The organism is Citrobacter europaeus, assembly GCA_020099315.1.
Taxonomy (GTDB): domain Bacteria; phylum Pseudomonadota; class Gammaproteobacteria; order Enterobacterales; family Enterobacteriaceae; genus Citrobacter; species Citrobacter europaeus.
In genome coordinates, this window is sequence record CP083650.1 from 208440 (window position 1) to 234999 (window position 26560).

The window sequence follows — 26560 nt, forward strand, 5'->3', positions numbered from 1 at the left end:
ACTTTATTCTGTCTGTTTTTTTTTCAGGACATTCATGGTCAGTGTTTTGCTGACAACATCATCGATGGCAGCACTCAATGTGATTGCTGATCTTGGCGGAGAACCAACAGCGCCGCTTTTTGATGCCATCAATAATAAGAACAACGAGTTCACTCCGCCGAGGTCACTGAACGCCACGGGCGCGTCTGTACCCGCAGCCCCTGCGGATGTAAGTGATATGCTGCCCGTTACCACACCGGAGATGCGTGCAGGGAAAGTGGAAGCCCGTGAGTTAAATCTGAACGGCATGACACCGGTCTTTCTTGTTGGGGATGATTCGCTTTCACGCGAGTGGTTGACTATGCGGCGTGATGAGCTTAAGCGACTTCATGCTACAGGTCTGGTGGTGAATGTCAGCGATAAGGACGCATTGTCGGAACTTCAGCAAATCATACCTGATGTCATTCTGCTACCGGCATCGGCAAGCGAAATAGCGCGTCGTTTGCATCTCAACCACTACCCGGTGTTGATTACCGCCACCGGTCTGGCCCAGTAGGGGGCTCTCATGATCACAGCCATTCTTCTTTTACTTTTCTGTCTTCTCATTCCTGCCATATGGCGTAAGAAAATGCCGTCCGCACGCGACCGCCGGCACCGGCGCTACCGACAGAACGCGGAGCGTGTGCTGTGCCGTCTGACAGCGCTTGATTCAGACGGGGCCCGTCTAAAGTATCTTCGAAAAATTAACCCGTATGTGTTTGAAGAGCTGCTGTTGTTGGCGTTTGAGAGGCAGGGACTCCTGGTTGTGAGAAACCAGACCTACAGTAGCGATGGCGGACTTGACGGGCAGGTTTTTATTGACGGAAAGCGCTGGTTAATTCAGGCAAAACGCTACAGACGGACTATTTCTCCGCAGCATATACGTGAGTTCGGAGAACTGATTACCCGGGAGCAATGCTGTGGATTTTTTATTCATACAGGGCGGACGGGTAGAAAGAGCGTTAATTACCTGCAGTGCTGGCGAACAATACAACTGATCAGCGGGCAGCGACTACTTGATTTGCTGGCGGGGCGCCAGTGCTGGTACCACCGGCCAGTAACAAAGTCAGTTGCCGGGCAGCCGGTTATTACATAACAGTGTGAAAGGAGAAGCTATGAGTAACCGTTATGTCATGGAGGCGTTATTGAGGCCAGCAGTAGAACTCTATTCAGCTGCGGCTGGCGGGGCTGCCACTTTTGTTCTGGTTGTCGCACCATGGTCGATGGCGTTAGCACCACAGGTCAGTTATGTGACTGCAGCCGGTTTTGCCATTTTCACAACAATCAGAACTCGTCAGGGTTTGCGCATCTTGCGCTATCGACGCAATATCCGTCGGTTACCCCGGTATCAAATGTCCAGTGAATCCATACCGGTAAGCCGACATTTTTTGTTTCTGGGGAAAGGCTTTATGTGGGAGCAAAAGCATACCCAACGTTTGCTTGAGACGAAACGGCCGGAAGTTGCTCCCTTTCTGAAGCCGTCAGTTTTTTACTCCCTGGCTCGTCAGTTTGAACGACGGTATGAGTATACATTCCCTGGGTTATGTAGCCTGACAAGACGAGATTCATTTTTTAATCCGGTACGCCCATTACCCCCTGTTGGTGGTAATTCGGCGATACATGGTGTCGAGATGGAGGAAGATAATGTTTTGATGAGTCTGACCGAGCGCGTTGGACATCTTCTTGTATTAGGAACGACACGAGTTGGTAAGACCCGTCTGGCAGAATTGTTAATTACGCAGGATATTCGCAGAGGAAATGTCACTATCGTTTTTGATCCCAAAGGTGATGCTGATCTGTTGAAACGAATGTGGGCTGAGACGAAACGAGCTGGGCGTAGCGACGAGTTTTATATCTTTCATCTTGGCTGGCCAGATATCAGTGCCCGTTATAATGCAGTCGGCCGTTTTGGACGTGTATCTGAAGTGGCCTCACGTGTTGCCGGGCAGCTTGGGGGAGAAGGAAATAACGCTGCGTTTAAAGAGTTTGCATGGCGCTTTGTCAATATCATCGCTCGTGCTCTTGTCGTTCTTGGTTTGCGACCTGATTATTCACTTATCCTGCGGTACGTAACAAATATTGCAGAGCTTTATGAGACCTATGCCGAGAAGTTACTGACTCAACAGGCTCCGGAGTTGTGGCTGATGGTTCAAAACCAGATGGGGATCCTGACTGAGGATGATTTACCACGTACGATGCAGGGACAGGTTAATGCTATCCGGGTTATGGCCATTGAAGTGGCATTATCCAGTGAGCAGAGCAAAAAAATATATGATCCCGTACTGGATGGGTTGCGTAGCGCTGTACGTTATGATCGAACATATTTCGATAAAATAGTCGCTTCATTGTTACCTCTTCTGGAAAAACTGACCACAGGCAAAACTGCGGCACTATTATCTCCTGACTACAGTGATATGAATGATCCGCGCCCATTAATAGACTGGCAGGAAATTATACGGAAAGGCGGTGTTGTTTACGTCGGTCTTGATACTCTTTCAGATTTTGAAGTTGCTTCTGCGGTAGGTAACAGTATGTTTGCCGATCTGGTTTCAACAGCTGGATATATTTATAAGTTCGGACTGTCTGATGATATGCCCGAAGGGAGTAGCAAGCGGTTACCCATCAGTCTTCACTGTGATGAATTCAATGAGTTAATGGGAGAAGAATTCATTCCGATGATAAATAAAGGCGGTGGGGCAGGTATTGAAGTTACAGCCTATACCCAGACCTGGTCAGATATTGAGGCCAAAATTGGTAATGCAGCTAAAGCTGCCCAGGTCACAGGCAATTTCAATAATATGATTATGCTTCGTGTGAGAGAGAAAACGACAGCTGAGTTGCTGACAACGCAATTACCTGAAGTTGAAATTTATACAAAAACACTGGTTTCCGGTGTGACAGATATATCCAATCCGGATCAGGGGAGTGATTTCACATCCAACGTTCAGGACAGAGTAAGTAGTACACGTATTCCTCTTTTATCTCCTGCAGAAGTAATGAATTTACCTAAAGGGCAGGCTTTTGCACTGCTGGAAGGAGGGCGATTATGGAAGATTCGTATGCCGCTGCCGGCATCCGTTGATGATGAAATGATGCCGGTAAACCTGCAGAGTATTGTCACTACAATGCGTAAACACTACCGAACGGGAGACACCTGGTGGTCAGGGAGTGTGCTCCCCGGAGATAATCTGGTGGATGCGCTATGAGTACAGAAAAAAACAGCTCTCAAAGTTCTCCACCACCGCGCAAGCCACCAGGTCTGCTGACCCTTGTTTTGTGGATCTGGCCAGTCAGGCTTTTGGCTTTTCTGCTGGTATCCTGGATGGCTGGTGTTTTTATTGAATGGGCAGGAATGTTTTTTTTCTGGTCAGATCAGGGAGCTTTGCATTCCCAGTCCGTTATGAATAAAGAACTTGGCTATTTATCAGCAGATTTTACTCAAAGCCTTATTTTTTCTTCACCATCAGTAACTACGATGGGCTGGATTTCTTCAGCTTACCAATGGGCATTTGTGGACAGTGGATTACTCACCTGGATTCAGAAAGAACAAAGGGAGACATTAAGCAGTTCTGACTCTGTTGTTTTTTTTCTGGGACAAGTGCAGGCCTGGTTATTATCAGCGTTAAGCGATTATCTGCTTGCGCTGGTTTATGTCACCGTCGTTTTTGCCGTCAGGGTATTAATTCTTGTTTTATCCATCCCGTTATTTGTTCTGGTTATCATCGTCGCTGTTATAGACGGGTTGTGTCGTCGTGACCTGAGACGTTACGGGGCGGGTTATGAGTCGAGTTTTCTGTATCACCATGCCAAACGGTTCGTTAAACCGGCTGTTTATCTCCCTTGCTTACTTTACTTGTCATGGCCTGCGTCGATTTATCCAAATCTGTTACTTCTGCCCGGGGCATTGTTACTGGGACTGGCGGTTACTGTAGTGACATCTACATTCAAAAAATATCTGTGACCGGCCAGGGTCAACCGCTGACTTACTGTCTTCTCTGGGGGGCTGGCACCAGCCCCCCGGGAGGATATAAATTTCAAAAAAGCATAAAGAGTTTCCTGCTGCATCTCCTCCCTGATTTCGCCACTCTGTTGTGACAGACGTACTCCATGAAACAGAGGTGGTAATGCAAAGATGTCAATTATCTTCCAGACCTTTAAGGGTTTTACTCGTCCTCAGTTTGTTCTCTCTGCCAGAGATGGTCAGTGCAGCTGAAAAGGATGAACTGGCCCTCGCTCTCAGGCAGCTGGACCAGGTCCAGTCTGCGCTTGAACGCGCGAAAATTGTAGCGGTACAGGACAATTCTGACGGGCGTTTCTTCTTCGACTATGAGCGGGCAACACGTGATTTGAAAACCATGAAGCAGGGTATTGAAACTTATCTGGAGCCTTCCCGGGCACAGCCAAGAGACAAAGGTTCTCTTGTTGGACAATACAGGAAGGAGCAGCCCTGATGGCTATGAATTCTGAACAGGCAAACGCTTTTAAAGCAGGGTCAGGTATCGACCCTACGGTACTTAATAAGTTTGTTCTGGGTTTTGTTCTGAGCGTTCTTTTTTTGTGGTTTGCCTGGTCGGTATTAGTTGTGTTTCGTGGATGGCGGGCAGGAAAAGTCACTGAGCAAAATGCTCTCCATTTTTTTATCAGTACGGCCATTTTGGTTGTGTTTTCAGTATGGATGTTCGCCAGCTGAATAATTTGTTTGGTTAAAAGGAAAACATGATGCTTTCAAAGAGTAAACATGGGTTAAAAGTACCACTTCCCTGTCTTTTGATTCTGCTGTTACTGGTGGCGAGCTTCTCCTCTCATGCAGGATTACCTACGGTCAATATTCCCGGTGGGGGCGGTGGGGGTGACATGATGCAAACGATCAAGCTTCTGTTTTCTGGGTTTCTCGTCCTGATGGGGCTAATCATTTGTGCTGTCGGATTTTATATGGTTTCCGGCGCTATTCTGGCGACATTCTCAGAAATCCGCTCCGGTAAAGCAGAATGGGGTAAATTTGTTGCGATTGTCGTTGTCGGTATAGCCATTCTCGTTGTCATTGTCTGGTTGTGTACTGAAGCCGCGAAGATTTTGAATTGAGGTGGCCTCATGAAAACAATCGAGTTTTTACCGGACAGGCTGAATGCCGAAACGGTAGTTTTCAGAGGGTTTACAACACCAGAACTGGGCTATGCAGCACTTATTGGTGCCGTGTCAGGCTTAATTTTGTCCCTGATAATGATGCTTGTAACGGGGATCGGCTGGCCAATTATTCCAACCTGTACTCTTATCACTCCACTGATATTTATTTTTATCGGTGGACGCTTTCTGGTTCGTTTTAAACGTAATAAACCCAATTTTTACCTCTACCTCCGGATTCAAAAAATACTGAGCCATATTGGTATCGGGAGCAAAGTTCTGGTCCGTCATGATCGACGCTGGTCATTACGCAGGAGTAAGCCTGTACGCAAGGGGGGAATATGAGCCGATTTCGCCATGCTCTGAAGGATCGCGATCAGCATATTTTGACCCTGAGATTAGCGTGTGGAGTTCTGCTTCTCTTATTGATTCTGGTTATTACAGGATGGATGCGGGCGCCCAGTGACCTGACAATACATAACCCGCCAGATTTACGCAGCGGGAGTACGCGTAAATGGTGGGAGGTCCCTCCGAGTACGGTCTACAGCTTTGCCTTTTATATTTTTCAGCAAATTAATGCCTGGCCGAAGGACGGAGAAAAAGACTATCCGATGAAAATTGCCCAGTTGAGTCCTTATCTTACGCCATCATGCCAGGATTTTTTGAATAAGGATGCTGAGCTACGGAGTCAAAAAGGTGAGTTGCTTGATCGCGTTCGCGTCGTTTATGAGATCCCCAAACGTGGTTACAAACCTGAAAGTGTCATTATTGAGAGCGATGACAGTTGGGAGGTCAGTCTGGATTTGGTAGTCGATGAATACTATCACACAGAACCTGTAAAACGGGCACTGGCCAGATACCCCCTGCATATTGTCCGCTGGGAAGGCGATCCGGAGCGCAATGCTTTTGGTCTGGCGCTTGATTGCTATAAAGGCGTCCCACAACGACTTGAAGCTGCAGTGGTCCCTGAGCCAGAGAAAAAGGGGATGTTTTAATGGCGATGTTTAAAGTCCTTAATTTTAAGTGTAAATGGTGGCCGATAATTCTCCTTTTATGGTTTTCATCAGCACAGGCTGTGGAGCTGATGAAATGGGAACGGCTCCCTCTGCTTATTCCACTTTCTGTTAACCATGAGCGAATTGTCTTTGTCGACCGCAACGTTCGTGTAGGTTTTCCGGCAATGCTCAAAGGTAAGCTGAGGGTTCAAAGCAGCGGTGGTACGGTTTATTTACAGGCCAGCGAACCTTTTGAACAGACCCGACTTCAACTGCAGGATGTTGAATCGGGCGAGATTATATTACTGGATATTGCTGCCAAAAATGACAATAAGGCGCTTGAGCCTGTTCGCCTGGTTTATTCGGGAGAAGTGTTATCGGTGAGCGAAAAAGGAATGGAAACGGGTTCTTCGTTGCCAGTCGCCTCTTTGGATACAGAAGATAAAAATCAGACTGTCAGAAAAACGCCGGTGTACAGTGCTCCATTGCCAGTGGTGTTGACTCGTTATGCTGCACAAAGTCTATATGCCCCTCTACGCACTGTTGAAGCTGTACCCGGAATTCATCCGGTAAATTTACGCCTTCCCTCGAGACTCACAACTTTATATCCGTCTGAGAATGTAGTTGTTTCGCCAATAGGGGCATGGGGTATTCAGGAACTGAATGTTGTTGCACTGAAAATCCGGAATCGTTCTTCCTCCAAAGTGATACTTGATGCCCGGACTTTATCAGGATCGTTTGTCAGTGCGACTTTCCAGCATCGTTGGCTTGGGGCGGCTGGTACGCCTGAAGATACAACAACTCTTTATCTTGTGATCAGAGGGCGCCCTGAGAATGCCTTTATTGCTGAACCTGCAGTATTGCCGGCAGTAAAAAAAGGGGAACAGCATGCAAATTAAAGCCAATGGCCTGATGAAGGTTTTACTTCCAGTATTGATCGTGGTGGTTTGTTTTATTGGCGTTAAAGCCTGTGGTTTAAAAGATACTACTGAACCTGAACCCGCTAAAACCACTAATGCATTGACTGAGTTGAGCCAGGATGATTTGAAGGCACTGGGTATTGAGGGGGATACGTCAGCAGACACGCTACGTACACTTATTGGAGCGTTGCGTGATGTCCGGGCCCGCCAGGCTGTGCTGGATAAGCAAAATAAGGCACTCATTTCAGAAAATAATAAGCTCAAGGGTGAGAATTCATCGGTAGGACTCCAGATATCAAATGCTGTAAATGCCGCAAAACAGGAAACGAATGAGGCTCTTGAAAAACAGAAAACGTCCTTACTGGAGAAGCTCAATGACCTGACCGGAACGCTGAAATCCCAGGGACAAAACACTGACATGGTGTCGACAGGTTCTTCTTCAGGAACCGATTTCCCGGTTGGCCTTGGACTGGATCCAGAGAATGCCCCCTCTGCAAGTCAGGGGGAGGTGATCTGGATATCTCCTCAGGATGCTAAAAAGACGGAGGGTCAAAGCCAGAGTGATACTGATAAATTCACCTTTCCCACCTCTTTTCTGGATGATAACCCCGTCAGTCGTCAGCGAGCTGAGTACGATCGCGTTGTTAAAAATAAGCAGGAACTGGACGGAAACGGTGCAGAGTCCGATACACGGCCTGTTTATACATTGCCTGAGAACTCAACCCTGGTAGGCAGTAAGGCGATGACGGCATTAATTGGCCGTATACCAATTAATGACAAAGTCACCGATCCTTATCCATTTAAAGTCCTGATTGGTAAGGATAACCTAACTGCAAACGGTATCGAATTGCCCGATGTTGAAGGGGCTATTGTTTCCGGGACAGCTACAGGGGATATGGTGCTTTCGTGTGTCAGAGGAACGATACATTCGATCACTTTTGTTTTTTCCGATGGACGTATAAGAACACTTCCCAGACCCGTAGCAAACACTCAGGGCAACAATAATGACAACGCCCGAGACAGGGGCAGCATTGGCTGGATATCAGATAACAACGGAATTCCCTGTATCAGTGGTGAGCGCAAATCTAATGCTTCAACTTATCTGCCAACGGTTGCGTTACTGGGGATGGGAAGCTCCGCAGGTGATGCGTTAACACAAAATCAATATACCACTCAGAACAATGTGAATGGTGGGGTGACATCAGCCTTAACCGGCAATGCTGGGCAGGCGGTCCTGGGGCAGACGCTGGGAGGGGGATTTAAAGAAGTTACCGACTGGGTTAAACAACGTTACGGACAGACGTTTGATGCGGTGTATGTCCCACCTGGTGCAAATGTCGCTATTCATATTACTCGTCAACTGGCCGTTGATTATGAAGACCATGGTCGTAAGGTTCGATATGACTTCAGCTTGCCCGGAACAGGAGGCCATTATGGTCTTGACTGATAATCAGAAAATCACTTCACGTACAGTGAAAATAACTCCCGTTTTATTTTTTATAGCGGGCATGTTCAGTGTCGCGCTTGGCGGATGCTCATCCAGCAAAGATGAATTATTGCCTCCGGGAGACAGTTCAATGATGGAGCTCTGGCAGGGGAATGCTCCGACATCTCACGCCGTTGTCAAAGGGCGGGAGACTCTCAGGCGGAGTCTTTCGTCTCAGGAAACACTGGCTTCAGGGCGTATTGATGAAAGCTACAGCCGCACTCAGGAGAATGAGCTGAGCCAGATTTTCCCCCGGTTACCTAATCCGGATATGGTGATGTACATATTTCCGCACCTGGCTAATGGAAATACGCCTGTTCCTGGCTACAGCACTGTCTTTCCTTTTTATGCTCTAACCCAGTATGCGCTTCCTGGTGAACGGACGGAGGCACTGTGATGGTCAGTTTTTCTTTGTTTAACAAAAACAGGCTGAAGTCATCTTCTCCCCGGGAGCCTGACGAGTTACCGGAAAGTGACTTTGCTGTTCATGGCCGTGACCCACTGAAACGCCCGGGCATGATGAGTCACGCTGATGAATCCCGTTTATACGAAACCCGTCCGTCCATTATTGATTTTTTGCCCTGGGCCGAGTACCTGAGTCGCGAACAATGCCTGCTGCTTGACGATGGCCAGTCTGTCGGTGCGGTATACAGTATATCGCCAGTGGCATCAGAGGGGCGCACAGCTGCCCGTCTGGAAGAAATAAGGGATTCGGTTGAAGATGCACTTCAGGACAGCCTTGAAGAGTTTGATTCTAACCCATGGATAGTACAGTTTTTTTGTCAGGATGAAACTGACTTCAGTGCCTATATGAATCGGTTAGCCAGTTACATCAAACCGCATGCTCAGGGGACGGCATTTACGAAGGCCTGGCTGGCTGAAACAGAACAGCATCTGCGAAATATCACCCGGCCGGAAGGTTCGTTCACTGATTCACTTGTCACCGGGGTTCCCTGGCGGGGACAAAATCGTTCCGTCAGGATGGTGGTATATCGATACCTGCCAGCGAATTACAAAGATGATTCGCCGGTTGCCGCTCTCAACCAGGTTTGTGAGCGCCTGACTTCAGCCTTATCTGCAGCCGGCGTTCTGAGTGTCCGACAGAATGGCGAGCAGATACATCGATGGTTGTTACGTCACTTCAATCCTGAGCCCGACTGGATAGACAAAGATACGCTTTACCGGGAGGCTCGTTATTATGATGATGTACCTGATTCATTGCCTCTTGGCAATGATTTCACTGAGACGTTGTGGTTTAACCCTCCACGTTCTGATACCCGAAATGGTGTGTGGTGGTTTGATAATGTGGCGCATCGTGCCGTTCCTGTTGAAACATTACGTCGCCCTCCGGGACCCGGTCATCTGACGGGGGAGGTTAAGCGTGGCGACAATATTAATACTCTGATGGATTTATTGCCTGAGGGCACAATGGTATCGCTCACTATTGTGGCGCAGGCTCAGGACACGCTGGAAGCCGGGTTTGACACGCTGGGTAAAAATGCAATAGGGCAGAACACGGAATCCAGGCGGACCCGTAGTGATGTGGAGCAGGTGAAGAGTTTGCTGGGCATGCGTCACAAACTTTATCGTGCATCGATAACTTTTTTGATGCGTGCACCTGATGTCAGTGAGCTGAATAAAAAAATACAGCAACTTACCGCTACATTGCTGACTGCGGGGCTCCAGCCCACGAAACCTGAATACGAAGTGGCGCCCCTGAATGACTATTTGCGAGCGCTTCCTATGTGTTTTAACCCGCAACTGGATAAAAAAAACTGGTATACCCGCCTGACCTGGGTTCAGCATCTGGCTGGATTGCTTCCCGTGACCGGTCGCAGCCAGGGAACCGGACACCCCGGGTTTAGTTTTTTTAACCGTGGCGGAGAACTGTTGTCTTTTGATCCCTTAAATAGTCTGGACAGAACGCAGAATGCTCACCTGTTGCTTTTTGGTCCGACCGGGGCGGGTAAATCAGCCACCTTATGTAGTGCGTTATCACAGTTAATGGCCGTTCATCGTCCACGCCTCTTTATTGCCGAAGCCGGCAACAGTTTTGGTTTGCTGGCGGAGTATTTCCGGGGGCTGGGACTGAGCGTAAATGTACTGAGTATCAAACCTGGCTGCGGTATTTCTTTACCGATGTTTGCTGATGCTCATTCCTTAATGCGAGTGGATCCAAAGAAAAACGTGGTTTCTGAGGAAGCTCTACCTGAGCTGGAGCCAGCCAATACCGACAGCGCAGAAGATGATAGTGAAGAGCGTAACATTCTTGGCGAAATGGAAATTGCAGCCCGGATGATGATCACCGGTGGCGAGAAGCGGGAGGAGGAACGTCTTACCCGGGCTGACCGCGGTCTTATTCGTGAAGCTATCATGATGGCGGCGGAGAAAACATATCAGGACGGACATCAGATGCTGGCTGAGGATTTACAGGCTGCCCTGTGGAATATCTCACGTGATAATTCCATTGGTGCAAATGGCGAGCCTATGCGGAATCAGTCCCGTCGCGATCGTGCTGCTGAGATGGCAGAAGCCATGGCCATGTTCACTCAGGGATTTGAGGGAGAGTTATTCAACCGGCCGGGAACACCATGGCCAGAGGCTGATGTCACACTGATCGATTTAGGTCATCTGGCACGTGAAGGCTATGGTGCACAAATGGCGCTGGCGATGGTCTCTTTAATTAACACGATTAACAATATCGCCGAACGTGACCAGGGAACAGCCCGGGATATTGTGGCCGTATTTGATGAAGCCCATATTTCCACGACGAATCCTTTGTTGTCGCCCTATATGACCAAGGTTGTGAAAATGTGGCGAAAACTGGGGGCATGGCTGTGGCTGGCGACACAGAACCTCGAGGATTTTCCTGATATTGCGCAGAAAATGCTGAACATGGCTGAATGGTGGTTGTGCCTGGTTATGCCTCCCGATGAGGTGGAGCAGATTGCCCGTTTCAAAACCCTCAGCGAGGAGCAAAAAGTTATTTTGCGATCAGCCAGTAAGCTCAAAAACTGTTATACCGAGGGCGTCGTTTTATCAAAGCAGGTTGAGGCACTGTTCCGGGTTGTGCCTCCCAGTCTGTATCTCGCCCTGGGGATGACTGAAAAAGAGGAAAAAGCGGAACGTCAGCGGCTGATGCGAGAGTATCAGTGCAGTGAGCTTGAGGCAGCGATCCGGGTGGCCCGCAGGCTGGATGAGGCACGGGGTTTTTGTCCACAAAAAGCGGCCTGAAAAAACAATTCCTGAGCCACGGGCAATGGCCAAGCCCTGTGACCAGTTTTACCACTATCAGAGGAGTCATTGTTATGTCATCAGAGTGGTTGTCCGGGGAGGCTGGACGTGAAGGATCTCTTTTGCTCAATGATGGTATTTCAATGGGGGGATTATGAGCCTGTTAAAGCATGAGCAATGGTTAATTCTCGGTGAAGATGAATCGCATCGTATTCCGCCTGATGCGCTGCTGGGTTTGCCTCCGCAGGGTAAAGCGTGGATCCGCAAGGAACATGATGAGGATATGAGTCGTCTGACTTCTCATATTCAGGGAGCTCTTGGCAATACTTATCGTGGGGTTTGTCATCCACAGCGTATCGGGCATCGTGCCTGCCTGGCAATCCATCTTGAGAATTTACGCGGAAAAAAGCTGGATATATTAATTACGGTAAGCGGAAAGACAGCATTACCTGCGGAGGAAAGTTACGTTAATCCCCGATGGTACATCGATGTTGCCGATGCCGCAGATGCCCTTTATCTGGCGCTGTGGCTTATCAGGTAGACAGGTACACTCGCTGGCGTAAAAGCCGGCGTTTCATATTCCGCTTCCACATATTCTGAAGTGGGGAATTATTAAAAAGCAAAACAGAGTTTATTACTGCATTACCTCTGCGTTTTTCGCACGCTATCCGGATAGTTATCGTCAGGAGCGTGGCATGAAACGAATCCTCTCTTCGCTGATATTAATCAGCTCCTTTTCTGCAAGTGCGCAAATCGTTGTTTACACCGACCAGGGGCATCCTCCGGTCGGTGTAACACCGGCTATCCGGGTTGTTTATCTCGATGCCAGCGAACGCTGGCTGCAGCAACAATTTGGAGAGCTTTCTTCTGATCCTGAACAGGCTGTCAGACAGGCTCATTCTCTGCTGAATTCTCCTGACTGGAAGAGACGGCAAAAAGCGCTTATCGAACATTACAGGGGAATGATTGAAGCATGGCAGCTTGGTTTACTGAAATATCCGGCGGTGGTTTTTGACAACCGTGACGTGGTTTACGGGACTGCTGATATAGCCCGGGCAGTGGCGCTGCGCAGGGGAGAGAATCAATGAAATCTCTTCGTCTGAAGCGAGCGTTACTGTCAGTCATGCTTATCACCGGCGGCATGGAGGTTCAGGCTGCGTTGAACACTGCCTCGATTGTGGCCAGCAGTATTTCTCCGTCGTGTATCAGCTGGAGAATCAGCGGTATCTGCTACTGGCTGATGTGTACCCCCTTCGGTTGTACAGTAAAAACCTCGATAAAAGTGCATCACTTTATTCCGGAAGCTGTTGTTTCGACTTATCAGGCGTCTGGTGGAAATCCGTGGACCGAAATGTCATTAGTGAGTCAGACGGCCGGAGGGGTAGAGAATGCTGTAACGGGGGCGTTATCCGGGCTTGCTGCCGGTGGCGGAAACCAGGAACAGAAATTCCCGGGTACCCGTAAGAGTAATGTGCGTTTTAAATATGCAGATGCCATTGGCCATCCTTCAACATTGATTATTGGCGGCCAAATCCCAGGTTATTCATGCAACAGCGCAGCCACACCACTGGTACCCTATTTTCTTAGCACGCTTGATACGCTTGCCTGGCGTACTGGTGTTCCTGAATCGGTTTATCCTGAGGCACTCATTCCTGGCAGACGCGAAATCGGCTCCACATCGGCACAAAATATGTGGGGAAATCTCTATCCCCGAAGCGGCTTTGTTACTCAGCAGGATGACTACAAATCCGGGGCAATCGTTGCGCAGCGTGTAGCTGATATTATCACCCGAACTAACCAGATCCACGTCTATAAGCCCCTCACCGGAAACCCGTCTGCCGGTTACTGGCCTCCCGAACCTGTTAAAGAGAATACCGGCACGCAAAATCATAAATGGCAGCAGTTATCACCAAAGCTCTCTATGTCATGCAGCGTATTCCCGGATACAGGAAAAATTGCGGAAAACGGTAATTACGCCTGGACACTCTGGCAGCCATATAGCTGCTGTAAACGCCGTGGGCAAACGTTTCTCTATAGCACCGACATAAATTAAGTGGAGTATCGAAAATGAGATCTCAATCCATTTTATTCCTCTGTCTCATGCTGGGTATCTTCAGTTCGGGACCGTTAAGTGCTGCATTACTGGATGCCCCCACGATGAGTGGCGATGGATATGGAAAGTCAGTAAATGTCGCGGTTAGTGACAAGCTGTTTTACAGCATTGGTGGTGGTTCGGTGATTTCCACTCCCGGGACGATGTACGGAATGAAACGTATCGGGCTGGATGCCGGACTGAGCAGTGATTTGATGTGTGGCAACTTTGATATAAAGACTACTGTCGGAAACCAGCTTAATGGCATCACGAATGGTTTCAAAGATTTGATGGGAGATGTGATCACCGGTGCGACCGGGGCGGTCTCAAGTATGCCGGCGATGATCCTTCAGCGAGCAAATCCGGGTTTGTATGAAATGATCACCAACGGTGTACTTCAGGCAGGTCTGGCTTTTGATAAATCGAAACTGAATTGTGAAAGCATGGCCAACAAGCTGGCTGATTACACTTTGGGTGACAAGAGCAGCTGGACAGAATCAGCTGTGAGGGAAGAGTACAAGGAGGCGGTCAGTGCCAGTGGCGGGGATGCGCTCCGGGCAGAAGAGGCCAGAACCAAAGCTTCAGGTAAGGAGGGCGCTACCTGGGTAGGCGGGAAGAAAGCTGGAGGGAAAGGCCAGCCTGCCATTCAGCCAACGCGTGATCTGGCTAAAGCAGGATACAACATGATGAATAACCTGAGCGTTACCAGCAACAGCACGGTATCCGCTGGTAGTTGCAAGGGGTCAGCATGCCAGAAATTTAAAAACTCTGAAGAAGCTGCAGCAGCGGTCGTAAAAGTTCTGGGCGATCGGAGTATTCGCACCTGTAAAGATGCCACAGAATGCGGAAGCGGCGGGATTGATAATGCCCAGGGCACGACAATTGCCGGTACCGGTTTTGCTCCCATGCTTGAGGATACAACCAAAGAGAATCTGGAACAGCTGGTAAATCTTGTAAATGGTAATGAGGCTCCGACTCAGGCCAATCTGGATAAAATTAAAAGCGGCAGCCTTAAGGTAACGCGTGGTGTCATCGATGCCCTGAAACGCGATCCTGATGCCGGTGCGTTGGTTCAGAGACTGGCTGGCGAACTGGCCATGTCCGACACGATTGAAACCGGTCTGGCGATGCGTCGCATGTTAACGACTGGCCAGTCTGAACCCAATGCCGCTGATCAGCCTCAGGCAATGGCTGAAGCCGATCGCCGTATTGAAGCTCTCGATCGCGAGCTTAACTCTCTTAAGCTGGAGATGGAACTGCGTCGGGAAGTGGCAAAAAATACCGCGTTGGTTGTGGTTGCGCGCGAAGAAAATCGTTCGGTCACCAATCCTCAAAAAGAATCGCAGACAAATGCTGATACCCGGCTGAGTGAGCTTGAAACACGTAAACCAGGGGACAGCCAATGAAACTGAGGATCTTAATCAAAACATCTTCATTTCTGAGATTTATTCTGACGCTTGTGTTCATGCTGGTTATGTTTACGTGCCTGTCCCTTGCACTGGCTGATTTAGGGTTTCGTTATCAGTCTGAAATAGCCCAGTTTCGGATCTGGATGAAGGAAACCTGGTTGTTGTGGCTTCTGTGGCGGCTGATGCTTTACAGCGTGACTGGTTGGGGGATATGGCGTTGTTATCACTCCCCTGGCTCTTCTCAGGCTCTGCGTCAGAGTCTTCTGCGGATTGCTGTCGTTTCTGTTGGTTTTGTCGCGATTTGCGAATATTCAGTGTTGAGGTAGAAGATGACGACATCGAGCTATCTTGAGTACATCCTGACGATTCTGGGCTGGGTTGTTAATAACGGTTTGTGGGATGTTCTGACAGGCACAGGACTTTTTGCATTACCTCTGGGCTTTAAAATCATTGGTATCTGGATCAAAACACGGGAAGAAGGGGATGATGAGGGTAATAAAGGTATCCTGTCGGCCCGACGGATAGAGCACGCTATTTACGGGGCATTTATCGTTATTATCGCCTGCTGTGTCCCCACTCAGACAGTGTCACTGACAACGCTGACGTTTGATACAACCCGTGCGAAACAGTGTGGTTTCTGGACACCGGTTAAGCCCGGGGATTCAGGCTACGGTAGTGTGGTTTCAACAATGAGTGGTATGACTGCATCGGCGCCGGTGTGGTGGGCATTTATGCATATGATTTCCAAAGGCGTCACTCAGGCGGCTGTGGCAAGTTTACCCTGCCGGCCAGACCTGCGGCAGGTGCGTTTTGACGTTCAGCATACGCAGATAACCAATCCTGCTCTGGCGCAGGAGTTGCAGGATTTTACCAGTGACTGTTATGCACAGGCTTTTGCGTTATGGAAACGGCAGGATGCGGGGAGAACAACGGATATTGATGTACTCAGGGATATTGAATGGCTGGGGTCGAAAATATTTTTTAAGGATTTTTACCCGCAGCTGCATTCGAAGTTGCCCAGGTCAGCGTTCCCCTGGTCGCAAAGCCGCGATGACGGGTACGCAAATACCGGGCAGGGGGGGTATCCGACGTGTAGCGAGTGGTGGTCTCAGAACAAGAGCGGCCTGAAATCCCGTGTACTGGATACGGTAAATACCACCACGATGACACGCATGGCGGCAGCATTTAAGGGAATGGTCAGCAAAGAGGAATACACGGAAGCGTTAATTCGACGTCTGGTCAGTCCGACAAGTCTCTCTGTGTCACAGAATGGACGTACTTATGCAGGTTATGGCGGTAATGCCGATTTTACGTTAGATAATGCTGTAAATCGCATGGCTTCGGTGCTGGGGACCAGTGTGGGTGCCCTTGGGGCGTTCCCCGCATTTGATGCCATGCGCCAGGCGTTACCGATGGTTCAGGCGCTCTTATTGATGGCCATGTACGTACTAATCCCCCTTGTGCTGGTATTCGGGACGTATGAGTATAAGACAGTAGTCACTCTCACTTTTGTGACGTTTGGGATGCATTTTCTTACGTTCTGGTGGGAGCTGGCGCGTTGGCTGGATAGCTGGCTTCTGGAGATCATGTATGGCTCCGACAGTCATAGCCGATGGAATGTGGCCGGTTTTCAGAATAGTGCAGATGACCTGATCATGAACTTTGTTATGGGGACGATGTTCCTGGTGTTGCCGGCAGTTTGGATGGGGGCGCTTTCCTGGGCTGGGGTCAGGATTGGTGGAATTGTTGACACTAACTTAAATAAGGGAGTGCAGCCAGCTGGGCAGCATGGTGGCAAAATTGGTGATAAAGTAGGTTCTGGAATAGTTAAATAAGAAATCGTGCAAGCACTGTAAATATTGCAGTGCTTTATAGGTCGTCCTCATTATCTATCCTACTTGCTGGAATATGGCTATGTTCCGGGCCAGTGTAAAGACCAAATCCCTCGCTTCCATCTCTCATTGAACTCCCCCAAGAGTGATCACTCCATGAGTTCGCTGAGTTTGTGTTTTGCCCATGCAACGATGTAACCAAGATAAGTGCAAATATAAGCAAACCTAAACTCACAAAAAACAGTGAGCCAAAAATCACTGTAGTAATAAGAATCCCTGTTAGGACAGTCACCGGGAAATGACCAGTCCAGGCGGGCAGCTTATGCTCTCTGGCTTTTTGAACACAGAACTGGTCGTGTGAAATCAGTTTTGATTTAGCTCTTTTATAAAGCCTTGCAGCCCGGGCACCGCGTGCTTGTGCATTCATCTGCTGCGCTCCTGAATGTGGGTATCTTTATAATCTCAGCATCTCAACTGGCGAAGAAAACATCAAGTTCATTGTGACGATCAATGTGGAGTTATTGATTGGCTTAACATTTTTGGGATGAAGCGCCTACTATAGGGCAGGAGCGTCTAACTGAATAGGGTCAGTCCAGTTTAAGGGCTAATGACTCAACATGATCTCAATTCAGATGAAATAGTTTTATTGCGTTGACTATTTAATTTTTCTTTTTAAAGCCAAACGTTTATTTGTCAGCTCACGCATTTTACTCTCATAATCCTGTGCAGTCATGCTTCCTTTCTTCGTCCGCAATAATCCTATTTCAAGATCTATTGTCATAATTTGCTGATTTATCTTCTGTTTCTCTGCAACAGAGTCTATGATTTTTTCACTTACAGATTTACGTGAATTTGAATCATTACAATCTTTGTCGTGGGGGAACTTAGAGCTCATTTGTGTGCCTTTTGTCACAGAATTATTACTGAAACAAGGAGAGGCTGAGACATTAAAAACCACAAGGGGAAATATTAAAGCTGAAATTACCCTAAATCTGGAATACTTCCACATATGACTTATCCTTAAGACTTTCTTATGTATATGGGAATGATTACAATTTCAGATGATGACGATAATACACCTGATGAAATTAATATTACAATATCTCAAAATGCATCTTTACAAATATCAATCGATATTTTGGAACCTTTGAATTCGAAAATTTACATTCCCATTTTCGGGGCTCAGATCAAATATAAATGAGAAAACACACCTTAATATTGTCATCCCAATGACAATTGGGTTAATAGATGACATAACAGTTATTTTAACATTAACGGGCTTTGTCCTTCGGGTATTTATGTCAGACAACGTCATTATGGAACGTAATCAAATACAGAAGATCAGAACCGGGGAGGATGTGCTGTCTGCGGTCACAGACCGTGTGGAGTGGATATTTGATACCTTTTCTCAGGTTTGCCTGTCTTTTTCAGGTGGAAAAGATTCCACCGTTTTGTTTCATATCGTCGCCACCATAGCCCGCAGGAAACACCGGCGTTTCTCTGTCCTCTTCATTGACTGGGAAGCGCAGTACCAGTGCACGATTGAACATGTGCAAAAAATGAAGGTTCTCTACAGTGATGTGACGGAGACATTTTTCTGGGTGGCTCTTCCGCTGACGACGGTAAATGGTGTTTCACAGTTTCAGCCGGAATGGGTCTGTTGGGAGCCCGATGTGGAGTGGGTTCGTCAGCCACCGGCTGATGCCATTACTGATATGGCGTATTTTCCCTTTTACCGTTACGCCATGACGTTTGAAGAGTTTGTCCCAGCATTTTCGACATGGTTCACGGGCAATCAGTGTGGAGTGGCCATACTGACCGGCGTTCGTGCTGATGAATCCCTGAACCGGTTTATAGGCCTTACCAGCCAGCGAAAGCTCCGTTATGCCGATGACAAACCCTGGACCACCGCCTCTCCCGAGGGGTTCTATTACACGATGTGCCCACTGTATGACTGGAAAGCCCGGGACATCTGGATTTACCACGCCCGCACGGGGGCCATTTACAACCCGTTGTATGACCTGATGTACAGAGCCGGCGTCCCCCTGCGGAATATGCGTGTTTGTGAGCCTTTTGGCCCCGAACAGCGCCGCGGTCTGTGGCTTTATCATGTACTGGAGCCTGAGACCTGGGCGCGAATGTGTGCCCGTGTCTCCGGTGCGGCAAGCGGGGCCATTTATGCTAATGAAAGTGGGGCTTATTTTGCCCTGCGCAAACGCATCTCCAGACCAGCACATCATACCTGGCGCAGCTATGCCATGTTTCTTCTCGATGTCATGCCACAAAAAACAGCCGAGCATTACCGGAACAAGATAGCGGTATACCTGCGCTGGTATCAGACGCACGGTTACCCGGAGGATATTCCGGATGAACAGGACAATGACCTGGGCAGCAGGGATATTCCCTCCTGGCGTCGGATATGCAAGACACTGATTAAAAATGATTTCTGGTGCCGGACATTATCTTTCAGCCCGAACAAGCCCCGGCATTACGAACGTTACCAGGAGCGTATGAAACAAAGGAGGAAGGAATGGGGGATATTGTAACCAGGGAACAGGTGGCCAGTCTCATTACCCGGTATTTCAGTCAGCATATTTCTGATGACGAAAAAGTGGCAGCCCTTAATCATTTTCGCCAGACACTTCATGAACTCAGTCCCTTTTCCCGGGAGCCTGTGGACCTGGTGCTGTGGGTGAAAGCCAGCGAAGTGGTGGCCAACGATTACAACCCCAATGTTATGGCCGCCGGAGAGAAAAAATTGCTGCAGCACTCACTGCAGGAGGACGGTTTTACCCAGCCCATCGTGGTATCTGAAGATAAAGGGCAGTACCTGGTCGTGGATGGTTTTCACCGGCAGCTGCTGGGCAGACGCGAGTCAGGAGCAGGAAAACGCCTGAAAGGCTGGCTGCCCGTCACCTGTATTAATCCCGAACGAAAGGGGCAGGCTGAACGAATCGCCTCGACGATCAGGCATAACCGCGCCCGGGGGAAGCATCAGATAGCGTCGATGTCAGATATCGTCAGAGATCTGGCCCGTCTTGGATGGGCAGATGAACGTATTGGCAAGGAGCTGGGAATGGACAGGGATGAAGTTCTTCGTCTGAAGCAGATAAGTGGACTGACTGAATTATTTGAAGAAGAAGATTTCAGTCCGGCCTGGACGGTTCGATAAAGCGGACAGCATCTTATCGCAAATAAAACTATTCCGGGCGGTAACTTGTCGTCCGTTAATTCTGTAATTAAGGATGATGTATCATGTATAAAATCAGTACATTAACAGCACTCTTGTTGATTGCAGTTTCTTCTGGCGTGGTACAGGCTGAAAGTAAATTTACGTTCGGCGCTGGCGTGGGTGTGGTTGAACACCCTTACAAAGATTACGATACCGATATTTATCCTGTTCCGGTTATCGACTATGAGAGTGCACATTTCTGGTTCAGTGGATTAGAAGGCGGTTATTACCTGTGGAACGACGAAACGGATAAACTGTCGATAACGGCGTACTGGTCTCCGGTTTATTTTAAGCCTGGTGACAGTAATGATCGCCATCTGCGCCGTCTCGACAAACGAAACAGTACTATGATGGCCGGGATGACTTACGTTCATAATACCCAGTCAGGTTTTCTGCGTACTACCCTGGCGGGTGATACGCTGGATAAAAGTAATGGTATCGTCTGGGATCTTGCGTGGCTTTATAGCTACTCCACAGGGAGACTGACCTTAACTCCGGGAATCGGGGTTGAGTGGAACAGCAAGAACCAGAATAAATATTATTATGGTATTTCCCGTAAGGAATTCACTCGTAGCGGGCTACGTAACTACATCCCTAATGACAGCTGGAGCCCATATCTGGAAATGAGTGCAAACTTTAACTTTCTGGGAAACTGGAATGTATATGGTTTGGCACGCTATACACGTATGTCTGACGAAATTACCGACAGCCCGATGGTCAATAAATCCTGGAGTGGCCTGATTTCTACCGGTATAACCTATGCATTCTGATCGCGTATTGGCACAATGTTCGGGACAGAGGATGCCCTCGTGCGTCCCCTGTCCCTCTCAGTCGCGTCATACCTGCTTCTCAAACAGTTTTGGCTGGCATCTTACTTGCCTTTACCCTAATACGAGACAGCCTTAAATTCTTTGATATCCATATACTTTGACACTGAGTGGGCTAACTGGATAGCTGAGTCAGTACCCATTTTTTTCATCATATTATGGCGATGAATCTCTACAGTGCGCAAAGCCAGATGGAGACGATCGGCTATAACTTTATTTGATAAACCTTCCAGTACCAGTAGCAGAATTTGTTTCTCTCTGTCAGTCAGTTCTTCCCAGGCTTCAGTCAACCGCCGTCGACCGGCATGCCATTCATACTTTTTCTCGCTGCTCTCCAAAGCCAGATGTATGCCCCGCAACAGTTCCTCTGTGTCCACCGGTTTTTCCATCAAATCAAAAGCACCATTTTTAAAAATATGTGTGGTTGTTGGTACGTCTGCATGCCCCGTAAGGAAAATGATGCTGAGCATATTTTCCTTACATTGCAGGTGCTCCTGAAGCTCAACGCCTGTCATTCCCGGCATACAGATATCCAGCAACACACAGCCAGGAAGAGTACTGTCAGCCTGCTTTAAAAAAGATTCTGCACCCGTAAAGCAGATTAACTGAATACCCGCAGCACCCATTAACCAGGTCAGTGACTCCCGGATGCCGGGATCATCATCAACGAGATAAACACGTTTCTGTCTCATGCTGTTGCCTTCTTCATAAAGGGTAGTCTGATACAAATGCAGGCCCCTTCAGATACTGATTCTGCCCAGATTCGCCCACTATGCGCTTCAATAATGCGTTTACAGATAGCCATACCCAATCCAAGTCCGTTGTCCTTACTGGTAACAAAGGGCACAAACAAATGTTCGGCCTGTTCCTGAGTTAGCCCGACACCATTATCAAGAATTTTCAGCAATACACTGGAGTCAGACTCCGTAATCGTAAAAGTTATCTGTGGATAGGTGTCCGGAGAATTTTGTAGCTTAAGTGCATCAAGCCCATTACGAATAAGGTTAACAAGAACCTGCTGAATAAGAATTTCATCGGCAAAGATAACAACCCTGGGAGATTCTGGTATGACGACAGTGATTTTCTCGCGATGGATTTCACTGGAAAACAGGGCTAACGCATTTGAGATAACGTCATTCAGGCAGATTGCTTCCTGCTTTTCGGGGTGATGTTTAATGAAAAATCTTAAGCGCTGAATAATGTTTTTGGCATTGGCGGTATGCCGGATTGCCTGCTGTAGTGCCTGATCCAGAGACTGGATATCCAGCGGTTGTTGTTGTAAACGCATTCTGCAGCCAACTACATAGTTATTTATCGCCATAAGTGGTTGATTTAGTTCATGAGCGAGACCGGCAGCCATTTCACCTGATAACAAAAAGCGCTGTGCGGAATAGAATTTTTCCTGTTGAACACGTATCCATTCGGCTGAAGCTTTGTTTAACTCCATCATTTCTTCCAGTTTGCGTGTTCTTATTTTCACCAGGTAATTGACCCGCAGATGATAACCGATCAGAAGCAGGCCATATCCCAGTGCAATGAACAGCCACCCCCTGTATTTTTGCCATAATATCTTTATATGGTCGCTATTGTTTGACAGTCCAATATCCTGCATGAGCGCTATGACACTTTTATCATTAACGGGCACAGTCCACCCTTTATACTCACCTGTAACTGCAGGGGGATCCCCGGCCTTTATCGATAACAGGCTCATGGCTATTTCACTGGCCAGTTGCTCATGGACATGTTGCATTCTTGAAAATGTCCAGTGTGGGTATAGCGGTGTTGAACTCTGGCAGGGAAACATCGACTGTTTGTTTTGTTTAATGACTTTGAATTGTGTATTCCTGAAACGACCAGACTGTATAGCCTGCTCAAGTACACAGGTTGGTAGTACGGCAATATCCGCTTCATTATTTATCAACTGGGACAGCAGATTTTCCTGGGGTATTCCTGTAAATCTGAGGTGGGATAAATCTTTAACAGGGGTAATACCATCATTAACCCACTCGCGGGTTATGATCTGATATCCTCCAAATGCCTGGGGTGTAGTCGCAACAATACGTTTATCCTTTAGCTCACTCCAGTCCTTAATTTCAGGCATGTCGCTGCGGGCGATGACAGCTGATCCTATGGCATGCTGCGGATCCCCTGTAACTGGATTTAAACTCAGCATTCTTACTGCATTATACTCGGTCTGATACTGCAGTAATTTGACACCATTGGTTATGGCAAAATCTATCGTTCCGTTTGCAACCAGTTGATCGATACTTTTTACATCCCCCATAACAAGTATGAATTGATATTGTGGGAAAGTATGATTTAAATAATCTATTGTAGGTTGCCACCGTGAGACCCCCTTATTTATATCGTCAAAAGATAATATTCCAACCCGGATGATATGTCTCTGTTGATAAGATTCAGCGTGCAGGACGGATGAGAATGATAAGATTATCATGAAAACTATGCTGTACAGGGTATGACAGTTACTAAATCTGCATCTCATATCAGCCACACTTAACTGTTTGATGTATTAATTAAACTACCTGTAATAGCCATGGCTATTTTGATATATATCAACGATTCAAAACTTATGCGGTAAACCACTATAGGGAGGCGCGAGAAGTTAATGCAGTGTGTCAACACTTAAGCGAATTTCAGAAAGGTGTTGATATGAAAAATAACGCATCCAGACGTCGGTTTATTCAGCTCGGCCTTGCCTCCGCGACGGCTGGCTCACTGGCCACTCTTCTCCCGGTTCAGGCGAGTGCACAAAGGAAAAGTACTGGTATAAACTGGGATGAGGAGATGGATATTTTAGTGGTCGGCACAGGGATGGCTGGCTTCACAGCTGCGATAAGAGCAGCGGAAACCACGCCTGGAATGAAAATCGTGATTGCCGATAAGATGTCAAGACTGGGTGGCTCATCGCTGATATCGGGATTAAATATGGCGGTGGTCGGTTCTCAGTGGCAAAAGGAAGCGGGGATCACCGATGATTCATGGGAACTGCTTCTGGCCGATATCGAGAAAGAGGCCCGGGGATATAACCATAGTGATCTCACAAAAACCATTGCACAGAATACGTTATCTTTATTTGATTTTTTGTGCGACCACGGTGTCGAGTTTGATAAAACGATTGGTAACGGCACCGGGATTAAAGCGCTGGGAGGACATTCTCGTCCCCGTTGCGTCTGGCCAGTGAACGGTGGTAGTGGTATTGTCAAAAGTTTGCAGAAGTATGCGAAACATAATCTACCGAATATTGATATTCGCAAACAGGTACTGCTGGAAGAAATTATCCGTAACGAGACCGGCCGGGTAATAGGTGTAAGAGTCAGAGAAAACTACATATTTAATCGTGAAGTTAAAGACTTTGGCCTGAATGATTCTCCAGACTTCAACAGTACAGGTACACCAAAATATTACAGAGTCACACGCGGTCTTGTAATGGCAACCGGAGGGTATAACCAGGACAGGAAATTCAGGGGAGATGAAGTTGGAGCACTGTATAATTCGGTGTCAACAGCTAACCCCGGAGCAACTGCCGGAGCCTTAAAGGCGATGATTAAAGCCGGTCTTAAACCCATCCATATGACCCTTTTTAGATTTGCATTTCCTATTCCCACGGAAGATATTCTGTGGGGCATATTAGTTAATCCACGAACCTGCAAACGTTTTGTTGATGAATACAATAATAATGATCGCCAGGGGCTGGGGTTAAAAATACTTTCCGAGCGTATGAAAATTGATGGTGAGCAGATCATTCTGATTTATGACCAGACCGGAATTGATAATTACCATGATAAGCAGAGACTCAATCTTTCGCTTGAAGGAAAGAACGGGACTGAAGGTACCATGTGGAAATTCGATACACTAGAGGCACTGGCCAGTAATTTTAATATGGATCTTCATAAGCTCAGACAAACCATTGAAGAATACAATCGAGACATGGCCGGTGATAAGGACAAGTTTGGCAAACCACGTAGCCTGCTAAAAACTTCTGTCACTATTGGTAAAGCCCCCTTCTATGCAATGTGGTTAAACCCCCGGTATAACTACAGCCAGGGAGGAGCCATGATTAATAGTGAAGCTCGTCCACTTGATGTTGTCACTGAACAACCGATCCCGGGCATTTTTGTTTGTGGTGAAGCATCTGCAGGTAGCTATGGCTATATCCGACTGACAGCCTGCGGAAGCCTGGACTGTGGTGTTTTTGGCATGATTGCCGGAGAGAATGCGGCAAAGGAAAATCCCGAAAGTTAATCTGATAACATCAGGAAATTATAATGAAAGTGTTAACGGTATTAACGGCGTTATTATGTTTGCTTTATTCTTATTCTGTGTTAGCTGCGGATGAAAAGAATAATGCATCAGGCAGTGAAAGCCTCGTGAGTGACTCAACTATAAATTATGCACTCAAGCCACATCATAAAAAGCTCAATCTGTCTTGTGCTGCATGCCATAAAGAACAAGATGTCAGTGCCTTTAAGCCTCTCGCAACTAAAGATTGCCTTGCCTGTCATGGCAGTGCAGAGAAGGTAGCGAAACGGACAGGCTTTATGGATGTAAACCACACCAATCCTCATCGCTCATTACATGATGGCCTGGATCTGGATTGTTATGAATGCCATGCCGAACATAAACCATCAAGTAACCTTTGTGAGACCTGCCATGACAATACGCGGGACTGGTTTGGGGCTACGCCTTAAATAAGGAAATAACATGAGCAGAACACGGTTTGTAATATTATTAGCCTGCGTAACTATTCTGGTTGCCACTGGTATAAGCCTGTTGGGCGTTGAGGTCGTTAAAACAACGGGTAATGAGGAATTTTGTGGGGCATGTCATGAAATGCAGCCAATGGTAAAAACCTATCAGCAGGATACTCACGGTGGAAACAATCCACATGGATTCAGCGTGGAATGTGTGGATTGTCATCTGCCGCATACCAGTACGGTTGGTTACTTAATCTCTAAAGGGGTACAGGGCACCAATGATGTGATTAAAAAAACGTTTACTGATACGTCTGATATTAACTGGCTGGAAAACCGTAAAAAGCGAGAATCATACGTTTATGACTCTGGTTGTCTTGAGTGCCACAACCAGTTACTGGATAAGACGAAGGCTGATAACCCTAAATCACTTGAAATGCATAAACTCTACAAAGATATGAGCAATACGAACTCTGTACTCAAATGCGTATCCTGTCATGTCACAGTAGGTCATGCTGGTTCGTTACGGGGTGAATTAAACCAGACCACTCCTGAGTATAAGTTTCTTAAAGAGAGGCTTGCTGACGAAACAAGGCACATTAAATAATTACCTGATGCAAAGTTCTTTCAGGGCGGGGAACATCTGAGCGTACTGTTTGAGGCTAATTAATTTTCAGGTGGC

At 47.5% G+C, this 26560-nt stretch carries 29 protein-coding genes; 25 read left to right on the plus strand and 4 right to left on the minus strand.

Annotated features, from left to right (window positions below):
- Positions 1–34 precede the first annotated feature (34 nt).
- The 19 genes from LA337_00935 to LA337_01025 all read left to right on the plus strand — a co-directional run bounded on the left by LA337_00935 (position 35) and on the right by LA337_01025 (position 17110).
- Positions 35–535 carry an integrating conjugative element protein gene (locus LA337_00935; GenBank protein ID UBI16305.1) on the plus strand — a complete coding sequence of 167 codons (501 nt, stop codon included), beginning with the start codon at positions 35–37 and terminating at the stop codon, positions 533–535.
- A gap of 9 nt (positions 536–544) precedes the next feature.
- The gene (locus LA337_00940; protein UBI16306.1) at positions 545–1114 is read left to right on the plus strand and encodes a restriction endonuclease; all 570 of its coding nucleotides are present in this window, start codon (positions 545–547) and stop codon (positions 1112–1114) included.
- A 19-nt stretch (positions 1115–1133) separates the two neighbouring features.
- The gene (traD, locus tag LA337_00945; GenBank protein UBI16307.1) at positions 1134–3224 is read left to right on the plus strand and encodes a type IV conjugative transfer system coupling protein TraD; all 2091 of its coding nucleotides are present in this window, start codon (positions 1134–1136) and stop codon (positions 3222–3224) included.
- Entirely contained in the window at positions 3221–3979 is a 759-nt protein-coding gene (locus LA337_00950; GenBank protein ID UBI16308.1) for a TIGR03747 family integrating conjugative element membrane protein, read from the plus strand. The genes traD and LA337_00950 overlap by 4 nt, the downstream gene beginning before the upstream one ends.
- Positions 3980–4142: 163 nt before the next feature.
- Positions 4143–4469 (plus strand): hypothetical protein, encoded by a 327-nt coding sequence (locus tag LA337_00955; protein ID UBI16309.1) that lies wholly within the window; start codon positions 4143–4145, stop codon positions 4467–4469.
- Positions 4469–4708 carry a TIGR03758 family integrating conjugative element protein gene (locus LA337_00960; protein ID UBI16310.1) on the plus strand — a complete coding sequence of 80 codons (240 nt, stop codon included), beginning with the start codon at positions 4469–4471 and terminating at the stop codon, positions 4706–4708. The genes LA337_00955 and LA337_00960 overlap by 1 nt, the downstream gene beginning before the upstream one ends.
- A gap of 26 nt (positions 4709–4734) precedes the next feature.
- On the plus strand, positions 4735–5100 hold the full coding sequence (locus tag LA337_00965; protein UBI16311.1) for a TIGR03745 family integrating conjugative element membrane protein: 366 nt from the start codon (positions 4735–4737) through the stop codon (positions 5098–5100).
- A 9-nt stretch (positions 5101–5109) separates the two neighbouring features.
- Positions 5110–5484 carry a TIGR03750 family conjugal transfer protein gene (locus LA337_00970; protein ID UBI16312.1) on the plus strand — a complete coding sequence of 125 codons (375 nt, stop codon included), beginning with the start codon at positions 5110–5112 and terminating at the stop codon, positions 5482–5484.
- Positions 5481–6134, plus strand: coding sequence for a TIGR03746 family integrating conjugative element protein (locus tag LA337_00975; protein UBI16313.1), 654 nt, complete (start codon positions 5481–5483; stop codon positions 6132–6134). Before LA337_00970 ends, LA337_00975 begins: the two co-directional genes overlap by 4 nt.
- A complete protein-coding gene (locus tag LA337_00980) occupies positions 6134–7033 on the plus strand; it encodes a TIGR03749 family integrating conjugative element protein (protein ID UBI16314.1) in 900 nt (299 codons plus the stop codon). The genes LA337_00975 and LA337_00980 overlap by 1 nt, the downstream gene beginning before the upstream one ends.
- Positions 7023–8501 (plus strand): TIGR03752 family integrating conjugative element protein, encoded by a 1479-nt coding sequence (locus LA337_00985; protein UBI16315.1) that lies wholly within the window; start codon positions 7023–7025, stop codon positions 8499–8501. Before LA337_00980 ends, LA337_00985 begins: the two co-directional genes overlap by 11 nt.
- A complete protein-coding gene (locus LA337_00990; protein ID UBI16316.1) occupies positions 8488–8937 on the plus strand; it encodes a TIGR03751 family conjugal transfer lipoprotein in 450 nt (149 codons plus the stop codon). Before LA337_00985 ends, LA337_00990 begins: the two co-directional genes overlap by 14 nt.
- Entirely contained in the window at positions 8937–11774 is a 2838-nt protein-coding gene (locus LA337_00995) for a conjugative transfer ATPase (protein ID UBI16317.1), read from the plus strand. Before LA337_00990 ends, LA337_00995 begins: the two co-directional genes overlap by 1 nt.
- Positions 11775–11928: 154 nt before the next feature.
- Positions 11929–12315, plus strand: a complete 387-nt coding sequence (locus tag LA337_01000; GenBank protein ID UBI16318.1) for a hypothetical protein — start codon at positions 11929–11931, stop codon at positions 12313–12315.
- Positions 12316–12469: 154 nt separating this feature from the next.
- Positions 12470–12862 (plus strand): TIGR03757 family integrating conjugative element protein, encoded by a 393-nt coding sequence (locus LA337_01005; protein UBI16319.1) that lies wholly within the window; start codon positions 12470–12472, stop codon positions 12860–12862.
- Entirely contained in the window at positions 12859–13827 is a 969-nt protein-coding gene (locus tag LA337_01010) for a TIGR03756 family integrating conjugative element protein (protein UBI16320.1), read from the plus strand. The genes LA337_01005 and LA337_01010 overlap by 4 nt, the downstream gene beginning before the upstream one ends.
- Before the next feature lie 47 nt (positions 13828–13874).
- Complete coding sequence (locus LA337_01015; protein ID UBI18373.1) at positions 13875–15272, plus strand: integrating conjugative element protein; 1398 nt, start codon at positions 13875–13877, stop codon at positions 15270–15272.
- Positions 15269–15601 carry a hypothetical protein gene (locus LA337_01020; GenBank protein UBI16321.1) on the plus strand — a complete coding sequence of 111 codons (333 nt, stop codon included), beginning with the start codon at positions 15269–15271 and terminating at the stop codon, positions 15599–15601. The genes LA337_01015 and LA337_01020 overlap by 4 nt, the downstream gene beginning before the upstream one ends.
- A gap of 3 nt (positions 15602–15604) precedes the next feature.
- Positions 15605–17110 carry a conjugal transfer protein TraG N-terminal domain-containing protein gene (locus LA337_01025; protein UBI16322.1) on the plus strand — a complete coding sequence of 502 codons (1506 nt, stop codon included), beginning with the start codon at positions 15605–15607 and terminating at the stop codon, positions 17108–17110.
- Positions 17111–17144: 34 nt separating this feature from the next.
- Here the strand turns inward: LA337_01025 and LA337_01030 are convergent, their stop codons facing one another.
- Positions 17145–17534 (minus strand): DUF3742 family protein, encoded by a 390-nt coding sequence (locus LA337_01030; GenBank protein ID UBI16323.1) that lies wholly within the window; start codon positions 17532–17534, stop codon positions 17145–17147.
- Between the two features lie 228 nt (positions 17535–17762).
- Positions 17763–18116 carry a hypothetical protein gene (locus LA337_01035; GenBank protein UBI16324.1) on the minus strand — a complete coding sequence of 118 codons (354 nt, stop codon included), beginning with the start codon at positions 18114–18116 and terminating at the stop codon, positions 17763–17765.
- Positions 18117–18405: 289 nt separating this feature from the next.
- On the opposite strand from LA337_01035, the gene LA337_01040 reads away from it, so the two are divergent.
- The 3 genes from LA337_01040 (at position 18406) to LA337_01050 (ending at position 21109) form a co-directional block, all read left to right on the plus strand.
- Positions 18406–19653, plus strand: coding sequence for a phosphoadenosine phosphosulfate reductase (locus LA337_01040; protein UBI16325.1), 1248 nt, complete (start codon positions 18406–18408; stop codon positions 19651–19653).
- The gene (locus LA337_01045; protein UBI16326.1) at positions 19638–20279 is read left to right on the plus strand and encodes a ParB/RepB/Spo0J family partition protein; all 642 of its coding nucleotides are present in this window, start codon (positions 19638–19640) and stop codon (positions 20277–20279) included. The genes LA337_01040 and LA337_01045 overlap by 16 nt, the downstream gene beginning before the upstream one ends.
- Before the next feature lie 83 nt (positions 20280–20362).
- A complete protein-coding gene (locus LA337_01050) occupies positions 20363–21109 on the plus strand; it encodes a MipA/OmpV family protein (GenBank protein ID UBI16327.1) in 747 nt (248 codons plus the stop codon).
- A gap of 116 nt (positions 21110–21225) precedes the next feature.
- On the opposite strand, the gene LA337_01055 is transcribed toward LA337_01050, so the two are convergent.
- Positions 21226–21858, minus strand: coding sequence for a response regulator (locus LA337_01055; protein ID UBI16328.1), 633 nt, complete (start codon positions 21856–21858; stop codon positions 21226–21228).
- Entirely contained in the window at positions 21855–23621 is a 1767-nt protein-coding gene (locus LA337_01060; GenBank protein ID UBI16329.1) for a PhnD/SsuA/transferrin family substrate-binding protein, read from the minus strand. Before LA337_01060 ends, LA337_01055 begins: the two co-directional genes overlap by 4 nt.
- Positions 23622–23836: 215 nt before the next feature.
- Here LA337_01060 and LA337_01065 point away from each other — a divergent pair, with 215 nt between their 5' ends.
- Genes LA337_01065 through LA337_01075 form a run of 3 tightly spaced genes read left to right on the plus strand, consistent with a single transcriptional unit; the run spans position 23837 to position 26485 of the window.
- On the plus strand, positions 23837–25429 hold the full coding sequence (locus tag LA337_01065; GenBank protein UBI16330.1) for an FAD-binding protein: 1593 nt from the start codon (positions 23837–23839) through the stop codon (positions 25427–25429).
- Positions 25430–25452: 23 nt separating this feature from the next.
- On the plus strand, positions 25453–25875 hold the full coding sequence (locus tag LA337_01070) for a cytochrome c3 family protein (protein UBI16331.1): 423 nt from the start codon (positions 25453–25455) through the stop codon (positions 25873–25875).
- A 13-nt stretch (positions 25876–25888) separates the two neighbouring features.
- Entirely contained in the window at positions 25889–26485 is a 597-nt protein-coding gene (locus tag LA337_01075) for a NapC/NirT family cytochrome c (GenBank protein UBI16332.1), read from the plus strand.
- The last annotated feature ends 75 nt before the right edge of the window (positions 26486–26560 follow it).

Bases quoted from the DNA above. Each gene is read 5' to 3' on its own strand.
- LA337_00935 (UBI16305.1), top strand. From the start codon at position 35: ATGGTCAGTGTTTTGCTGACAACATCATCGATGGCAGCACTCAATGTG.
- LA337_00940 (UBI16306.1), top strand. From the start codon at position 545: ATGATCACAGCCATTCTTCTTTTACTTTTCTGTCTTCTCATTCCTGCC.
- traD (UBI16307.1), top strand. From the start codon at position 1,134: ATGAGTAACCGTTATGTCATGGAGGCGTTATTGAGGCCAGCAGTAGAA.
- LA337_00950 (UBI16308.1), top strand. From the start codon at position 3,221: ATGAGTACAGAAAAAAACAGCTCTCAAAGTTCTCCACCACCGCGCAAG.
- LA337_00955 (UBI16309.1), top strand. From the start codon at position 4,143: ATGCAAAGATGTCAATTATCTTCCAGACCTTTAAGGGTTTTACTCGTC.
- LA337_00960 (UBI16310.1), top strand. From the start codon at position 4,469: ATGGCTATGAATTCTGAACAGGCAAACGCTTTTAAAGCAGGGTCAGGT.
- LA337_00965 (UBI16311.1), top strand. From the start codon at position 4,735: ATGATGCTTTCAAAGAGTAAACATGGGTTAAAAGTACCACTTCCCTGT.
- LA337_00970 (UBI16312.1), top strand. From the start codon at position 5,110: ATGAAAACAATCGAGTTTTTACCGGACAGGCTGAATGCCGAAACGGTA.
- LA337_00975 (UBI16313.1), top strand. From the start codon at position 5,481: ATGAGCCGATTTCGCCATGCTCTGAAGGATCGCGATCAGCATATTTTG.
- LA337_00980 (UBI16314.1), top strand. From the start codon at position 6,134: ATGGCGATGTTTAAAGTCCTTAATTTTAAGTGTAAATGGTGGCCGATA.
- LA337_00985 (UBI16315.1), top strand. From the start codon at position 7,023: ATGCAAATTAAAGCCAATGGCCTGATGAAGGTTTTACTTCCAGTATTG.
- LA337_00990 (UBI16316.1), top strand. From the start codon at position 8,488: ATGGTCTTGACTGATAATCAGAAAATCACTTCACGTACAGTGAAAATA.
- LA337_00995 (UBI16317.1), top strand. From the start codon at position 8,937: ATGGTCAGTTTTTCTTTGTTTAACAAAAACAGGCTGAAGTCATCTTCT.
- LA337_01000 (UBI16318.1), top strand. From the start codon at position 11,929: ATGAGCCTGTTAAAGCATGAGCAATGGTTAATTCTCGGTGAAGATGAA.
- LA337_01005 (UBI16319.1), top strand. From the start codon at position 12,470: ATGAAACGAATCCTCTCTTCGCTGATATTAATCAGCTCCTTTTCTGCA.
- LA337_01010 (UBI16320.1), top strand. From the start codon at position 12,859: ATGAAATCTCTTCGTCTGAAGCGAGCGTTACTGTCAGTCATGCTTATC.
- LA337_01015 (UBI18373.1), top strand. From the start codon at position 13,875: ATGCTGGGTATCTTCAGTTCGGGACCGTTAAGTGCTGCATTACTGGAT.
- LA337_01020 (UBI16321.1), top strand. From the start codon at position 15,269: ATGAAACTGAGGATCTTAATCAAAACATCTTCATTTCTGAGATTTATT.
- LA337_01025 (UBI16322.1), top strand. From the start codon at position 15,605: ATGACGACATCGAGCTATCTTGAGTACATCCTGACGATTCTGGGCTGG.
- LA337_01030 (UBI16323.1), bottom strand. From the start codon at position 17,534: ATGAATGCACAAGCACGCGGTGCCCGGGCTGCAAGGCTTTATAAAAGA.
- LA337_01035 (UBI16324.1), bottom strand. From the start codon at position 18,116: ATGTGGAAGTATTCCAGATTTAGGGTAATTTCAGCTTTAATATTTCCC.
- LA337_01040 (UBI16325.1), top strand. From the start codon at position 18,406: ATGTCAGACAACGTCATTATGGAACGTAATCAAATACAGAAGATCAGA.
- LA337_01045 (UBI16326.1), top strand. From the start codon at position 19,638: ATGGGGGATATTGTAACCAGGGAACAGGTGGCCAGTCTCATTACCCGG.
- LA337_01050 (UBI16327.1), top strand. From the start codon at position 20,363: ATGTATAAAATCAGTACATTAACAGCACTCTTGTTGATTGCAGTTTCT.
- LA337_01055 (UBI16328.1), bottom strand. From the start codon at position 21,858: ATGAGACAGAAACGTGTTTATCTCGTTGATGATGATCCCGGCATCCGG.
- LA337_01060 (UBI16329.1), bottom strand. From the start codon at position 23,621: ATGATAATCTTATCATTCTCATCCGTCCTGCACGCTGAATCTTATCAA.
- LA337_01065 (UBI16330.1), top strand. From the start codon at position 23,837: ATGAAAAATAACGCATCCAGACGTCGGTTTATTCAGCTCGGCCTTGCC.
- LA337_01070 (UBI16331.1), top strand. From the start codon at position 25,453: ATGAAAGTGTTAACGGTATTAACGGCGTTATTATGTTTGCTTTATTCT.
- LA337_01075 (UBI16332.1), top strand. From the start codon at position 25,889: ATGAGCAGAACACGGTTTGTAATATTATTAGCCTGCGTAACTATTCTG.